We start from the raw sequence: 15,316 nt of genomic DNA on the forward strand, positions 1-15,316 counted from the left end.
TCCCCCTTATATCTTTAGCGTTTGATTCCGCCTGCTTCCAGTCCCGGTTCCATAATAACCGCCTGCAGGCGGTCGCATAGCTGCTGAATCTCCTCATTCTTCATCCGGTAGCTCACACGGTTCGCCACAAGGCGGCTCGTGATCTCGAAGATGCTCTTCATCTCTACCAGCCCGTTGTCTTTGAGCGTCTGCCCGGTCTCCACCATATCTACGATCCGGTCAGCAAGGCCAATCAGAGGCGCAAGCTCGATGGAGCCGTTCAGCTTCACAACCTCCACCTGCTGGCCCTGTTCACGGAAATACCGCGACGCTACATTCGGGTATTTCGTCGCTACCCGCTGCTGAATACCCGGCTGCCAGTTCGGCAGGCCGATTATCGACATCCGGCAGCGCGCGATTCCCAGATCCAATAGCTCGTAGACATCGCGGTTTTCTTCCAGCAGCACATCCTTGCCGACGATGCCGATATCCGCCACGCCATACTCCACATAGGTGGGCACATCGACCGGCTTCGCCAGAATAAATTCCATCCCCGCTTCCGGCAGCGAGATCACCAGCTTCCGCGACTCTTCACCGTCCGGCGGAATCGGCAGCCCCGCCTTGCGGAACAGCTCCGCCGCTTTATTATAGATCCGCCCTTTCGGCATGGCCACCTTCAGTATCTGCGCCATAGTCATTGACCTCCGTTTCCGTATCCTTGCCTTTATATGAATCGAACCCGATACTCTTTCAGTTCACGCCGTACATTCTTCGCCGGCTTCTCAGCCATGCTCGCTTACAAAAGATACAAACGTATAAATCTCCGCGTACTGGACGCCGTCGGCTTCTAACTTATCTGCGCTAAGCCGCTCCACCGCCTTAAGATCACCCGGCTCCGCCGCCAGCCGGGTCACAACAGCACGGCCTTCAGCCCGCAGCCGTAAGGCCTCTTCAAGGCCTTCTGTACGCCTCGTGGCATCATACTGGATCAGAACCGGCAGCTCTTCCTCTTCCGGCACACCGGATACACCGTCCAGAATGCGGTTTGTCTTCAAAGAGAAGCCCGTAGAAGGAACAGCCCGCCCGAACTGCTGAAGCAGATTATCGTACCGCCCGCCGCTGCATACCGGGAACCCAAGCTCCGAAGCGTAGCCTTCAAAAGTCATGCCTGTATAATAGGAAAAATCACCGATCATCGTCAGATCAATCAGCACATGCCGGGAGACCCCATACGACACCAGCACTTCCCACACCTTGCACAAATGCTCAATGGAGGCACGGGCGAGCGGATGGCTGCTGAGCTCCAGCGCCTGGCCGCAGATTTCCTTGCCCCCCCGCAACCGCAGCAGACCGTCTAACTCATTCTTCTGCGCCTCGGACAGCTCAAGCCGCCGCAGGGTCTCGCGAAAAGCGACATAATCCCGGCCCAGCAGATGGCTCTTGAGCTCCTCCTGCGCTTCAGGAAGACCGGCTACTGCCTCTTGGAACAGCCCGTCGAGGAAGCCGACATGACCCATGGCGATTTTGAAAGACTTCACACCTGCGGCCTGCAGCGAAGAAATCGCCAAGGCTACAACTTCGGCATCCGCCTCCGGTGAATCGTCACCGACCAGCTCGACCCCGGTCTGGAAGAACTCCGCTTCCCGGCCTGCCTCCTCTTCAATCGCCCGGAACACGTTGGCGTGATAGGACAGGCGGAGCGGCAGCGGCTCATCTTTTAACAGAGAAGAAACCACGCGCGCCACCGGCGCCGTCATTTCCGAGCGCAGCACCAGCGCCTGGCCGCGGTTGTTAAGCAATTTATAGAGCTTCTGGTCCGATGTGGAGCTGGCCACGCCGACCGTATCGTAATATTCCAATGTAGGTGTAATCATCTGCCGGTATCCCCAGCGGCTCATGCAATGCAGCACATCATTCTCGATCTTGCGCAGCTTGGCTACTGCACGCGGAAGATAGTCACGCACGCCGGCCGGCTTCTCGAATCCCTTAGGTTTGGACATCTTTATTGGTCACCTCGTCAGATATCATCAATATTATGAATAAATGCTTTACTATGGTAAAGTGGTAGCAAATTAAAGTAATGGCAATATCGTATCACGGACTATCCTTTTACGTCAACAAACCATTGTTACATTGAGTAAACTCCAGTTTGAAATATAATATATATAAGATTAAATATACCTTTCTCCATTGCCAACGTACAGCGCTCCCATACAATTATAAACCGCTTGCATACTACTCTTTACTAATTCCTTATTGAAGGGGTAAGATTGCCTGTGAACTTTCCAAATAGAAAGAAGGTCTGGATATTGACTGCATCCTATATGATCGGCGTTGATATTGGCACAACCAGCACGAAGGCCGTCCTCTTTGAGAAAAATGGAAAAATCGCCGCCCAAGCAAATCAGGGTTACCCGCTGCACACCCCATCACCGTCAGTAGCAGAACAGGACCCGGAACAAATCCTGCAGGCCGTGATATATACCATCGCAAAGGTGATGCAGGACAGCGCAATCCCCCCGGAAGCGCTGCTCTTTCTTTCGTTCAGCTCGGCCATGCACAGTGTGATTGCTGTTGACAGTGCTGGCAGCCCCCTTACCGCATGTATTACCTGGGCCGATAACCGCAGCGCTGCCAGCGCCACCCGGTTAAAGGATGAGCTGGGCGGCCATGAGCTGTACCTGCGGACAGGGACGCCCATTCACCCTATGTCCCCGATTACCAAGCTGATGTGGCTGGGGGAGGAGCAGCCTGAGCTTTTCCGTCAGACCTATAAATTCATCTCTATTAAAGAATATATTTTTGCCAAGCTGTTCGGGGAATATGTCATTGACCACTCCATCGCCTCTTCCACAGGCATGTTCAACCTGGAGAATCTCGATTGGGATATGGAAGCTCTGCGCATAGCAGGCATTACTCCGGATCGGCTCTCAAAGCCTGTTCCTACCACCCGGATGATGCAGGGACTGCTTCCCGGGCTGGCAGAGAAACTAAAAGTACTGCCAACAACCCCTTTTATCGTCGGAGCCAGCGATGGTGTCCTGTCCAATCTCGGCGTTGGAGCCATTCAGCCGGGTGTTATCGCCGCCACCATTGGAACCAGCGGAGCCATCCGTACAGTAGTTGACCGGCCGCTTACCGATCCGAAAGGCCGGATCTTCTGCTATGCCCTGACAGAGAAGCACTGGGTGATCGGTGGCCCGGTCAACAACGGAGGAATGCTCTTCCGCTGGGTACGGGACGAGTTTGCCGCTTCCGAGGTGGAGACTGCCAAGCGCCTTGGCATTGATCCCTATGAGGTGCTGACACGCATTGCCGAGCAGGTGCCGCCTGGAAGCGGCGGTCTGCTGTTTCACCCCTACCTGACCGGAGAACGCGCACCGCTGTGGAATCCCGACGCCCGGGGCTCTTTTTTCGGGCTTACAATGAACCATCATAAGGAGCATATGATCCGTTCCGTGCTGGAAGGTGTCATTTTCAACATGTACACAGTGCTGCTGGCTATGGAGGAGCAGATTGGACAACCGAGCAGAATCCTCGCCACCGGCGGCTTCGCCCGCTCCGCGCTGTGGCGGCAGATGATGGCCGATATTTTCGGCCAGGAGGTTGTTATCCCGGAGAGCTTCGAAAGCTCCTGTCTCGGTGCGGTTGTACTGGGGCTATATGCAACCGGACTGACGGATTCCTTGGATATTGTGTTCCAGATGATTGGCTCTACCCATCAGCATCATCCGGTCAAGGAGCATGCCAAGGTCTACAAACAACTGCTGCCGATATACATTTCCGTATACCGCAGTCTGGAGGACCAGTATCAAGCCATCGCCGGGTTTCAGCGTGGACAGGCAGACGAATAGGCCGCATTCCAGCATATCCGAAGCCAGTTGCAGCACAAAACGCCGACCGTCCCCACCTTGCGGGCCGTTCGGCGCTTTTTTTTAATTATCAACTGTACACTACATGGATGCTTTCACCGGCGGCTTCTGCGGTGCAGAGCCGAACAGAACCCACGCCGGCTTCATATAGCGGAAGAACAGCGCAACTACGAGCCATGAGACCAGCGTTGCCGCCAGCCACCCGCCGGCAATTGCAGCCGTATATGCGAGGGAGCCCCCGTGAAAAGGCAGCTTTCTATAGAAGAAAAGCACTGCCGGATGCAGCAGATAAATGCCGAATGAACAGGCGCCTACGGAGAGCAGCATTCTCGTCAGCAGGCTGCGTCCGGCACCGTACAGCAGGAAGGACATCTGCAGCAGCACAAGACAGGAGAGCAGCGCATGAAGATTGGAGAAGCCTTCGTACCACAGACTGTTGATGACAGCTTTTTTGGTATGACTGTTAAACCACAGCTCAACATGAACAATTCCCGCAGCAGCCCATAACAGCCACAGCGCAATCCACCCGGTTCCTTTGCCCGAACGCCAGCCTTCGCGGGAAGGAACCAGCCACTTCTTCAAGGAGCCGTAATAGGCAGCAATCGCCGCCCCAAGCAGGAAATAAGAGAAATAAGTAATGGCCAGACTCCCCTTGTTCAACTGCCAATAGCCATGATTGGTCATATATTTATTCAGGACCACGAAGCCCCATTGCAGCAGAAGTCCAATCACCGGGGCCCATGCGGCAAGACGCCGAACCTTTTGCAGGCACCACAATATAAGCGGGAACAGCACATAGAACTGGATAATAATAATGATATAGTAGAGATGCGTATACGCCGTGCCGGTCAGCAGATACTTTCCAAGCTTGCGAGCCATCTCCTCCGCAGGCATTCCCCAAGTATGGCCCGAGGTCATCTTCAGAATAAAATACAGTATTGAAAAAACAACATAAGGCACCAGAATGTAGAGCATTCTTTTGCTATAGAACTTCCCCAGTGTTTTTCCGCTTAGCGGACGGTCAATATAGTTGTAGAACAGCACAAAGCCGCTCAAGAATACGAAGGAAGGCACAGCGAATTGGCTGAACTTGTTAATGAACAGAAACGGATGGAACATCGAGGTGTCCAGTGTTTCTGAGAGTGTGCGGGAAGTGGCATGAATAGCAATCACCGCAAAAATCGCAATCGCCCGAAATATATCAAGCTGCGGAATTCTTTCCTTTTGTCCCATTCAAATTCCTCCTGTTATGCTCCATAGCAGAGGTGCTTGTATTCTGATATTTGCCGACATTGTCTTGCACAGGCTCACACCTATTATCTAGTATATAGCTTCCTTACCCTTGCTGAACACTTAAAACTTTCTGAAAACTCACCTAATCCTGAGCCCCGGAACCAAGCTATGATTTCAAAAAAACCCCGCAGCTCCTGCGCCAAAACGCGCAACATGGAACTGCAGGGTAAGCACATGCTGATCATTATTGTTCCATTTGTCCTTCATTTTCCACTGAAGACGGACGCAGCTCCCGCAGCGGGTTGCCCCCGACAAAGGAACCGGCCGCCACATCCTTATGCACTACCGAACCGGCCGCTACAACTGCCCCATCTCCTATCGTCACACCGGGGAGAATCGTCGTATTGGCGCCAATCAGCACATTTTCACCAATCACTACTTCACCAAGACGGTACTCTTTGATCAGGTATTCATGGGCGAGAATCGTCGTATTGTAGCCAATCACAGAGTTTTCACCGACTGTAATCTTCTCCGGAAAAAATACATCGACCATCGCCATCAATCCAAAGGCCGTATGCTTCCCAACCTTCATGCCAAGGACCCGGCGGTAAATCCAGTTCTTCAGCGGCAGGACCGGACAATACCGGGCAATCTGAATAAAAATAAAATTACGTACACCCTTCCACGGGCTGACCGTACGGTAAATGTACCAGAGCGAGTTATGCCCTTCCACCGGATAGCGGGTTACTTTTCTCACGGCTGATTCGTCCCTTGCTCCACAATCTCATACAAATCCATCATATCGTGGATGATATAGTCCGGCTCATATTTACGAAGTGTTTCTTCACCTTTGAGCGACCATGCAACTGCTGCCACACGCACACCGGCTGCTTTGGCTGATTGAATATCAACGATGCTGTCACCGACCATCAGCGTTTTATTAGGATCAACACCCAAATTACGGATTGCCGTTAGAACCGGCTCCGGGTGAGGCTTCGGCTGAACTACATCATTTACCGTTACAATCGTCTCCATATACTTCAGCAGATCGAACATCTCCAGCGCCTTGACCGTCGTCGGGCGGATCTTGGTCGTCACAATACCCAGCCTGATCCCGCGGCGCAATAGCTCCTCCATCGTCTCATTCACATGGGGAAAAGAAGCAATCAGCTCATCATGATGCGCATAATTATAGGAGCGGTAGGACTGCTCAAGTACGCTGGTATCCTCAAGACCGGAGAACGCGCTCATCTGCTGCTGAAGCGTTGTCCCCATAAGGGGAATAATCTGCTCCCGGGTTAACGGGGGCAGATTATTCTCCTGCAGTGCATGCATGAACGAGTGGATGATTAGCTCATTGGTATTCACGATTGTTCCATCAAGATCAAACAGCACACATTCTATCATTGGTTCTGCTACTCCTTTGGTACTTCATCCTCGGTCTTCTCAGGCTCTGGTTGTCTAACCTGAGGGGCAGTCTTTGGAGCTGCCTGCGGTGTATTCGCCGCACTTTCCGGTACTACAGAGTCCGCAGCCGCAGCTTTGGTGCTGACAATAGGGTCCGAATAATGAGCCTTCGATTGACCGGTCACCCGGCGGATGATGATCAGCAGAATAGCGGCTAAGATCAGCAGCAGCGCAAGCAGTTGTGAGCTGCGAACATTGCCGTAAGCCGGATCGAGATAACCTTGCTCGAAGCCCAGCCATTTCATCGGACTCCATAACCCGTTCAGGAACGAAGCTAATCCGCTGTTTCCTTTAAAGGCCAGACTGTCTGTACGCAGCGCTTCAATAAAGAATCGGCCGATGGAATACCAGATGAAATAGGATAGGAATATCTCACCCGAACGAACAAACTTCTGGCGTCGCAGAATCATGAGCAGCGCAATGCCCAGAAGACTCCAGAGTGATTCATACAGGAAGGTTGGATGATGAAAAGCATCGCCTATGTACATCTGGTTCACAATGAAATCAGGAAGATGCAGCTTGTCACGCAGGAATGATTCCTCGACAACGCCGCCGTAAGCCTCCTGGTTAATAAAGTTTCCCCAGCGTCCAATCATTTGTCCTGCAAGCAATCCAGGTCCGCAAATATCGGCTATCCGCCAGAACGAATATCCTTTATAACGGAAATAGATAATCCCGCAAATAATCGCCCCAATTAGAGCTCCATAGATGGCAATCCCGCCATTCCAGATCTTAAATACATCTATGAAGTTATCCTTGTAATCTTCCCATTTAAAAGCTACAAAATAAATCCGCGCGCCAATAATAGCGGACGGTACGCCAAGCAGCAGCATATCCATGAAGAATTCCTGCGGAATGTTGAAGCGTTTACCCTCTTGGATCGCCAGAAATAATCCGGCCAGTGCGCCAACGCCCAGAATTAAGCCATACCAATGTACCGGCAATGACCCGATCGAGAAGACAATCGGATTAATGGCTAATGAAAAAAACATGTTCTCACACTCCTAGTCTAAATCATCCATGTCTTCAGATATGGTAGCAGTAAGCTTATTAGTAAACTGCAAAGCGGCGTTGAAGCCCATTTGCTTCAAGCGGTAGTTCATCGCTGCAACCTCAATAATTACTGCAAGGTTACGTCCAGGCCGTACAGGAATCGTTACAAGCGGCACATCCGTATCAATAATCCGCGTTGTTTCCTCATCCAGTCCAAGCCGGTCATATTGCTTGTCCTGCTGCCAGGCTTCCAGTCTTACCACCAGCGTAATCCGCTTATGATTACGGATAGCGCCTGCACCAAACAGCGTCATTACATTAATGATCCCGACACCGCGGATTTCCAGCAGGTGGCGGATCAGCTCCGGCGCAGTACCATGCAACTGATTATCCGAGGTCTGACGGATTTCCACCGCATCATCAGCAATCAGACGGTGTCCGCGTTTAACAAGCTCAAGCGCAGTTTCACTTTTCCCGATGCCGCTGCTGCCTGTAATCAGCATGCCTACACCATACACATCACAGAGGACGCCGTGAATCGTCGCTGTAGGCGCTAGCCGTCCTTCCAGAAAACTGGTCAATCTGCTGGAAAATATCGTCGTAGCCATCGAACTGCGCAGCACAGGCAGCCCTTTTTCGTTGCTTATATCAATAAGCTCCTGCGGCACCTCCAGGGCTCTTGTAATAACGATACACGGTGTATTGTCATTACAGATCCCGCGTATCCGGCTCTTGCGCTCTCCGTCCGGAAGCATGGAGAAAAAGGCCAGCTCAGTTTTGCCCAGCAGTTGAACACGCTCTTCGGGGTAATATTCGAAATAACCGGCCATTTCCAGTCCGGGGCGATTCAGGTCATCCACTGTAATTGGACGTTTCAAGCCCTCATGTCCGGAAACAACCTCTAATTGAAAATGTTGTACCAATTCTGATACCTTTACCTTCTTAGCCATGTGTGTCCGTCCTTTCGTAACCTGCGGTTTCTGTCCGCTTGCCCGCATTTGGTTAACAACTATTTCCATTCCATCTGCAGGTAATTCTCCTGCTATCTTAATGGATAACGCCTATGAATGCAATCTTAATACCCGTTCTTTGTCCAGTAAGTACACCGAAATAATTAATTTATGTTATGAAAAAAACCGCCTTCTCAGGCGGCCCTCTTCAAAATATACGAATTATGTTTCACGCTATCTATTCTCATTGAATCGGCTACCATCTTTAAAAGGACGGTAGCCGGTTCAACTTCATCAAATGTTACGATCTTATCCAAGCAGAACGTTAAGTTCGGACTCTTTATCGAAGATGTGAATTTTATTCATATCAATAGCCAATCTTGGCTTGCTGCCTTCGCGGGTAGTAGAACGTCCGTCTACACGGGCAATTACAGTGCTGTTGCCAACGCCGCTCAAGTAGAGGAGCATTTCATGACCCAGGTTTTCAGTAACATCAACCATCGAAGTGAAGATTGTGTTCGGCGAAGCTTCCAGGAATACTGGCTCTTCGTGAATATCTTCCGGACGAACGCCCATCACTACTTCTTTACCGATATAACCTTTGCTGCGCAGAAGTGTAGCTTTACCGCCTGGAACTTCAACATCAAGGTTATCTGCGCGGAAGCGTACGGCCCCGCCAACTTCAGTAAGAGTACCATTGATAAAGTTCATTGTAGGGGAACCGATAAATCCGGCTACGAACAGGTTAGTAGGCTCATTGTACAGCTCTTCTGGAGAAGCAGCCTGTTGAATGATACCATCATACATAACTACGATACGGTCACCCATTGTCATAGCTTCTGTCTGGTCATGTGTTACATAGATACAAGTGGTTTCAAGGCGCTTAACCAGTTTAGTGATTTCCGCACGCATTTGACCACGAAGTTTAGCATCCAAGTTGGACAGCGGTTCATCCATCAGGAAGACTTGAGGATCACGGACAATAGCGCGGCCCAGAGCGACACGTTGACGTTGACCACCGGACAGTGCTTTAGGTTTGCGCTCCAGCAAGTGCTCAATATCGAGAATCTTTGCAGCTTCGCGAACTTTTTTGTCGATTTCTTCTTTTTTCACTTTACGCAGTTTCAAACCGAACGCCATATTTTGGTATACGCTCATGTGCGGATACAGGGCGTAGGATTGGAATACCATCGCGATATCACGGTCTTTAGGAGCTACGTCGTTGACTACACGGTCACCAATGTACATTTTACCTTCAGAGATTTCTTCCAGACCGGCGATCATACGCAGGGTTGTGGATTTACCGCAACCGGAAGGTCCAACCAGTACCAAGAATTCCTTATCTTTAATATCAAGATTGATATCAATTACTGTCGCTTTATCGGAACCCGGGTATTTTTTGAAAATGTGCTCTAAACGTACGCCTGCCATTGTATTTCCCCCTCGAGTCAATTATTGGATTAAAAATAAATCGCTTTCTTATACATTTATCTTACCCCAGAGATGCCATGCTGGCTATTTGTAACGTTCACAAAAAACCTATTTTCTTTTCGTCACTTTATACAATAACATAGCTAACTTCACAATGGCGGCATCTCCGAAGCTCCGAACGTCCGCTCCCGTCTCCTGTTTAATCTTGTCCAACCTGTATAGCAGCGTGTTCCGATGGATATACAGCTTCTTGGCCGTCTCACTGACATTGCAGTCCATCTCAAAAAATGTCTCCAGCGTCATAAGCATTTCTTTATCCGCCAGCACAGAAGTATAGTCCCCAATCTGCGCAAGCAACTGTCTGCGGCGATCATCGGGTATGCTGTTAACCAGACGCTCCATATGGAGTTCCCAAGGCAAATGAATGTAGTCTCCCACCTGGAAAACCCGGCCCAGAATAATCGTTTCCCGCAGCAGAGCCACCGAACCTGTTAAGCCCTTCACAGGAATAATTGCCGGCGCTACCGCCAGATGGAATACGCCAACCCACTCGCTGGCAATCAGTTCATGAAGTCCCATGCAGGTCTGCGCCAGCAGATCATCAGCACTCTCTTCCTCATCTTCCTTATCATCCCCCCCGGTCAGCAACTCCTTACGGGCCAAAATTAACCATTCCTTCTCCTGCAGGGGGATTAACAGTATTTCATTCTCAAAATAACTGCGCAATAGCTTCATTAAAGAACGGTACGTTACCTGTGGATTATGGACATTTTCGCTGACCAGGAGGAAAGGAATCATTTCCCCCACCAAGCGGCCCTTCAAGGTTATTTCATCAGGGATTTCCGCATCATTCTTGTCCTGCTCTAATTGCGCATTCAGCCAAGTGCTAAGTTGACGAGCCTCAATTTCTCCTTCTTCCTTAAGTCCTGTCGCTCTGAGAGCAACGGAGAAATTTCGCGCTGCGTAATCGACTAACTGTACCTCCATTGAGGACAAGCCTTCAATCTCCAACCAGACTGCCGTTATCCGTCCATCATTTTCATACAAAGGCACCCATAGATGCCCCTCGTGGAATACCGGCTGTTCCTGTTCTTCCACTCCTATACCAAAAAGGGAAGCTGAATGCTGCCTCCCAAGCTGTTTGATTCCGGTTCTCTTTCCGGTGAGCTGTTCCAATTTTTGACGTAAAAACTCACTATCCATTGTCACCATACTCCACCACTTTTGCTCTTTTTGCCTATTCTATCATATTTCTACGCAATATGCGTCTTGCACTCCCTAAGGCAATAACGGACTTTCCTGAAAATACAAAAAAGCCACCACCCGAAGGTAATGACTTTCTGATTGAAATGAGCCATGAAGGACTCGAACCTTCGACACCCTGATTAAAAGTCAGGTGCTCTACCAACTGAGCTAATGGCTCATAAAAATGGTGGAGGCTGATGGATTCGAACCACCGAACACGTACGTGAGCAGATTTACAGTCTGATGCGTTTGGCCACTTCGCTAAGCCTCCATATGGTGGCGCGGGAGGGAATCGAACCCCCGACACAAGGATTTTCAGTCCTTTGCTCTACCGACTGAGCTACCGAGCCATAAAAAACAAGCCGTAAAATTAAAAATGGCGGAACCGACGGGATACTCTTCGCTTCGCTACGAGATTGCGATGTAATGCTAACGAAGCTTATGCTCCAACGAACCCAAATGGATTCTCATCCCTGAAGCAATAAAAAATGGCGGAACCGACGGGATTCGAACCCGCGATCTCCTGCGTGACAGGCAGGCATGTTAGGCCAACTACACCACGGTTCCGCATTTTGTGAAAAATGGTGCCGGCGAGAGGACTTGAACCCCCAACCTACTGATTACAAGTCAGTTGCTCTACCAATTGAGCTACACCGGCACAGTGTAAAAGATCATTCTTAAAAATACATATGGTGGAGGCTGAGGGGTTCGAACCCCCGACCCTCTGCTTGTAAGGCAGATGCTCTCCCAGCTGAGCTAAGCCTCCGTATGTATGGTAGCGGCAGAGGGGATCGAACCCCCGACCTCACGGGTATGAACCGTACGCTCTAGCCAGCTGAGCTACGCCGCCACATTAATAAGGAAATACATTGAATTTAGAATGGCGGAGAGAGAGGGATTCGAACCCTCGCACCGCTTACGCAGTCTAACCCCTTAGCAGAGGGTCCCCTTATAGCCACTTGGGTATCTCTCCAATAGATCTAGCCATGTAAATCCAGACAGGAACTTAATTCCTGAAAACTGAATCCGAAACGAAACCTGCGTTTTAGTTTTTTGGATAAGCCCTCGACCGATTAGTATTGGTCAGCTCCACACGTTGCCGTGCTTCCACCTCCAACCTATCTACCTCGTCGTCTTCAAGGGGTCTTACTTGCTGGGAAATCTCATCTTGAGGGGGGCTTCACGCTTAGATGCTTTCAGCGCTTATCCCGTCCGTACGTAGCTACCCAGCCATGCTCCTGGCGGAACAACTGGTGCACCAGCGGTACGTCCATCCCGGTCCTCTCGTACTAAGGACAGCTCCTCTCAAATTTCCTACGCCCACGACAGATAGGGACCGAACTGTCTCACGACGTTCTGAACCCAGCTCGCGTACCGCTTTAATGGGCGAACAGCCCAACCCTTGGGACCTACTTCAGCCCCAGGATGCGATGAGCCGACATCGAGGTGCCAAACCTCCCCGTCGATGTGGACTCTTGGGGGAGATAAGCCTGTTATCCCCAGGGTAGCTTTTATCCGTTGAGCGATGGCCCTTCCATGCGGTACCACCGGATCACTAAGTCCGACTTTCGTCCCTGCTCGACTTGTAGGTCTCGCAGTCAAGCTCCCTTTTGCCTTTGCACTCTGCGAATGATTTCCAACCATTCTGAGGGAACCTTTGAACGCCTCCGTTACTCTTTAGGAGGCGACCGCCCCAGTCAAACTGCCCGCCTGACACGGTCCCCGTACCCGCTTAGGGTACCAGGTTAGAACCTAGATACGATCAGGGTGGTATCCCAACGGCGCCTCCAGCGAAGCTTGCGCTCCACCTTCACCGGCTCCCACCTATCCTGTACAGATCGTACCCAAATTCAATATCAAGCTGCAGTAAAGCTCCATGGGGTCTTTCCGTCTTGTCGCGGGTAACCTGCATCTTCACAGGTATTAAAATTTCACCGGATCTCTCGTTGAGACAGCGCCCAAGTCGTTACGCCATTCGTGCGGGTCAGAATTTACCTGACAAGGAATTTCGCTACCTTAGGACCGTTATAGTTACGGCCGCCGTTTACTGGGGCTTCGGTTCATAGCTTCGGGTTGCCCCTAACCACTCCCCTTAACCTTCCAGCACCGGGCAGGCGTCAGCCCGTATACTTCGCCTTGCGGCTTCGCACAGACCTGTGTTTTTGCTAAACAGTCGCTTGGGCCTTTTCACTGCGGCCCCCTCGGGCTATTCACCCTACCGAGGCACCCCTTCTCCCGAAGTTACGGGGTCATTTTGCCGAGTTCCTTAACGAGAGTTCTTCCGCGCGCCTTAGAATTCTCTTCTCGCCTACCTGTGTCGGTTTGCGGTACGGGCACCTTCTCCTGGCTAGAGGCTTTTCTTGGCAGTGTGAGATCATGACCTTCGCTACTGTAATTTTCGCTCCCCATCACAGCCCAGCCTTACGATGTGCGGATTTGCCTACACACCAGCCTCACTGCTTGGACGGACATCCATCAGTCCGCGTCACTACCCTCCTGCGTCACCCCATCGCTCATAGCGGATTACGGTGGTACAGTAATTTCAAACTGTTGTCCTTCGACTACGCCTGTCGGCCTCGCCTTAGGTCCCGACTTACCCTGAGCGGACGAGCCTTCCTCAGGAAACCTTGGGCTTTCGGCGGATCAGATTCTCACTGATCTTTTCGTTACTCATACCGGCATTCTCACTTGTGTACGCTCCAGCGCTCCTTACGGTACACCTTCAACGTATACACAACGCTCCCCTACCCCTGATGCAAAGCATCAAGCCATAGCTTCGGTGGTGTGTTTAGCCCCGTTACATTTTCGGCGCAGAGTCACTCGACCAGTGAGCTATTACGCACTCTTTCAATGGTGGCTGCTTCTAAGCCAACATCCTGGTTGTCTGTGCAACTCCACATCCTTTCCCACTTAACACACACTTGGGGACCTTAGCTGATGGTCTGGGCTGTTTCCCTTTTGACAATGGATCTTAGCACTCACTGTCTGACTCCCGGCAAGAAGTTAATGGCATTCGGAGTTTGACTGAGCTTGGTAACCCTTGCGGGCCCCGCACCCAATCAGTGCTCTACCTCCACCACTCCATTCACCGAGGCTAGCCCTAAAGCTATTTCGGGGAGAACCAGCTATCTCCGAGTTCGATTGGAATTTCTCCGCTACCCCCACCTCATCCCCGTACTTTTCAACGTACGTGGGTTCGGGCCTCCAGTGCGTGTTACCGCACCTTCACCCTGGACAGGGGTAGATCACACGGTTTCGGGTCTACGTCCACATACTTAGTCGCCCTATTCAGACTCGCTTTCGCTGCGGCTCCGGCTTCTCACCTTAACCTTGCATGTTAAACGTAACTCGCCGGTTCATTCTACAAAAGGCACGCCATCATCCATAAACAGGACTCTGACTTTTTGTAAGCACACGGTTTCAGGTTCTATTTCACTCCCCTTCCGGGGTGCTTTTCACCTTTCCCTCACGGTACTGTTTCACTATCGGTCGCCAGGTAGTATTTAGCCTTGACAGATGGTCCTGCCGGATTCATACGGGGTTTCACGTGCCCCGCACTACTCGGGATCCGTCTCGGAGGGAATACAGTTTAGGTTACAGGGCTTTTACCTCTATCGCGGGCCTTTCCAGACCTCTTCACCTACCATCTTCCTTTGTAACTCCATGTGAGACGTCCCACAACCCCAAGGAGCAAGCCCCTTGGTTTAGGCTGTTCCGCGTTCGCTCGCCGCTACTGACGGAATCACTATTGTTTTCTCTTCCTCAGGGTACTTAGATGTTTCAGTTCCCCTGGTCTGCCTCTGCACACCCTATGTATTCAGATGTGAGTAACTGCGAATTACCACAGTTGGGTTTCCCCATTCGGACACCCCCGGATCAAAGCTTGCTTACAGCTCCCCGAGGCAGTTTCGTTGTTCGCCACGTCCTTCGTCGGCTCCTGGCGCCTAGGCATCCTCCGTGTGCTCTTAGTAGCTTAACCAACGTTCCGGTGTTTCGCTTGTTCGCTCATCTTGTTTTGAATGGCGCGCCCGGATGACTCCGTCCGCTAGATCATTCAAAGCCAAAGGTCGCTTCACAATCGAAAACCTTCACTTCGCATCGCTATAATTTAAACTTGCTTACACAAGTTCAGCTTAAAGGAATGTT

At 51.0% G+C, this 15,316-nt stretch carries 10 protein-coding genes, 8 tRNA genes and 1 rRNA gene; 1 reads left to right on the plus strand and 18 read right to left on the minus strand.

Annotated elements, in window-relative coordinates; all coding sequences use genetic code 11:
* Positions 1–14 precede the first annotated feature (14 nt).
* Both hisG and B212_RS0126895 read right to left on the minus strand, forming a co-directional pair.
* The gene (hisG, locus tag B212_RS0126890; protein WP_019914380.1) at positions 15–671 is read right to left on the minus strand and encodes an ATP phosphoribosyltransferase; all 657 of its coding nucleotides are present in this window, start codon (positions 669–671) and stop codon (positions 15–17) included.
* A 90-nt stretch (positions 672–761) separates the two neighbouring features.
* A complete protein-coding gene (locus B212_RS0126895) occupies positions 762–1,979 on the minus strand; it encodes an ATP phosphoribosyltransferase regulatory subunit (protein WP_019914381.1) in 1,218 nt (405 codons plus the stop codon).
* Between the two features lie 324 nt (positions 1,980–2,303).
* Between B212_RS0126895 and gntK the strand changes: the two genes are divergently transcribed.
* Positions 2,304–3,833, plus strand: a complete 1,530-nt coding sequence (gene gntK, locus B212_RS0126900) for a gluconokinase (RefSeq protein WP_036670191.1) — start codon at positions 2,304–2,306, stop codon at positions 3,831–3,833.
* 99 nt (positions 3,834–3,932) lie between these two features.
* On the opposite strand, the gene B212_RS0126905 is transcribed toward gntK, so the two are convergent.
* The 16 genes from B212_RS0126905 to B212_RS0126980 form a co-directional block, all read right to left on the minus strand.
* Entirely contained in the window at positions 3,933–5,084 is a 1,152-nt protein-coding gene (locus tag B212_RS0126905; RefSeq protein WP_019914383.1) for an acyltransferase, read from the minus strand.
* Between the two features lie 244 nt (positions 5,085–5,328).
* Positions 5,329–5,841 carry an acyltransferase gene (locus tag B212_RS0126910; RefSeq protein ID WP_019914385.1) on the minus strand — a complete coding sequence of 171 codons (513 nt, stop codon included), beginning with the start codon at positions 5,839–5,841 and terminating at the stop codon, positions 5,329–5,331.
* On the minus strand, positions 5,838–6,491 hold the full coding sequence (ppaX, locus tag B212_RS0126915; RefSeq protein WP_019914387.1) for a pyrophosphatase PpaX: 654 nt from the start codon (positions 6,489–6,491) through the stop codon (positions 5,838–5,840). The genes B212_RS0126910 and ppaX overlap by 4 nt, the downstream gene beginning before the upstream one ends.
* Before the next feature lie 8 nt (positions 6,492–6,499).
* On the minus strand, positions 6,500–7,543 hold the full coding sequence (gene lgt, locus B212_RS0126920; RefSeq protein ID WP_019914389.1) for a prolipoprotein diacylglyceryl transferase: 1,044 nt from the start codon (positions 7,541–7,543) through the stop codon (positions 6,500–6,502).
* Between the two features lie 12 nt (positions 7,544–7,555).
* Positions 7,556–8,494, minus strand: coding sequence for an HPr(Ser) kinase/phosphatase (gene hprK, locus B212_RS0126925; RefSeq protein WP_028531056.1), 939 nt, complete (start codon positions 8,492–8,494; stop codon positions 7,556–7,558).
* A 309-nt stretch (positions 8,495–8,803) separates the two neighbouring features.
* Positions 8,804–9,925, minus strand: a complete 1,122-nt coding sequence (locus B212_RS0126930) for an ABC transporter ATP-binding protein (RefSeq protein ID WP_019914391.1) — start codon at positions 9,923–9,925, stop codon at positions 8,804–8,806.
* Between the two features lie 108 nt (positions 9,926–10,033).
* Complete coding sequence (locus B212_RS0126935) at positions 10,034–10,978, minus strand: PucR family transcriptional regulator (RefSeq protein WP_198015896.1); 945 nt, start codon at positions 10,976–10,978, stop codon at positions 10,034–10,036.
* Between the two features lie 297 nt (positions 10,979–11,275).
* Positions 11,276–11,348 (minus strand) — tRNA-Lys (locus B212_RS0126940).
* Between the two features lie 7 nt (positions 11,349–11,355).
* Positions 11,356–11,441, minus strand: a tRNA-Tyr gene (locus B212_RS0126945).
* A 3-nt stretch (positions 11,442–11,444) separates the two neighbouring features.
* Positions 11,445–11,520 (minus strand) — tRNA-Phe (locus tag B212_RS0126950).
* A gap of 139 nt (positions 11,521–11,659) precedes the next feature.
* Positions 11,660–11,737 (minus strand) — tRNA-Asp (locus B212_RS0126955).
* A gap of 15 nt (positions 11,738–11,752) precedes the next feature.
* Positions 11,753–11,828 (minus strand) — tRNA-Thr (locus B212_RS0126960).
* A gap of 32 nt (positions 11,829–11,860) precedes the next feature.
* Positions 11,861–11,936 (minus strand) — tRNA-Val (locus B212_RS0126965).
* A 7-nt stretch (positions 11,937–11,943) separates the two neighbouring features.
* Positions 11,944–12,020 (minus strand) — tRNA-Met (locus B212_RS0126970).
* Positions 12,021–12,051: 31 nt separating this feature from the next.
* Positions 12,052–12,143 (minus strand) — tRNA-Ser (locus tag B212_RS0126975).
* 80 nt (positions 12,144–12,223) lie between these two features.
* A 23S ribosomal RNA gene (locus tag B212_RS0126980) occupies positions 12,224–15,149 on the minus strand.
* Positions 15,150–15,316 lie beyond the last annotated feature (167 nt).

Origin of the sequence: Paenibacillus sp. HW567 (assembly GCF_000374185.1) — a bacterium.
Classification (GTDB): Bacteria; Bacillota; Bacilli; order Paenibacillales; family Paenibacillaceae; genus Paenibacillus_AQ.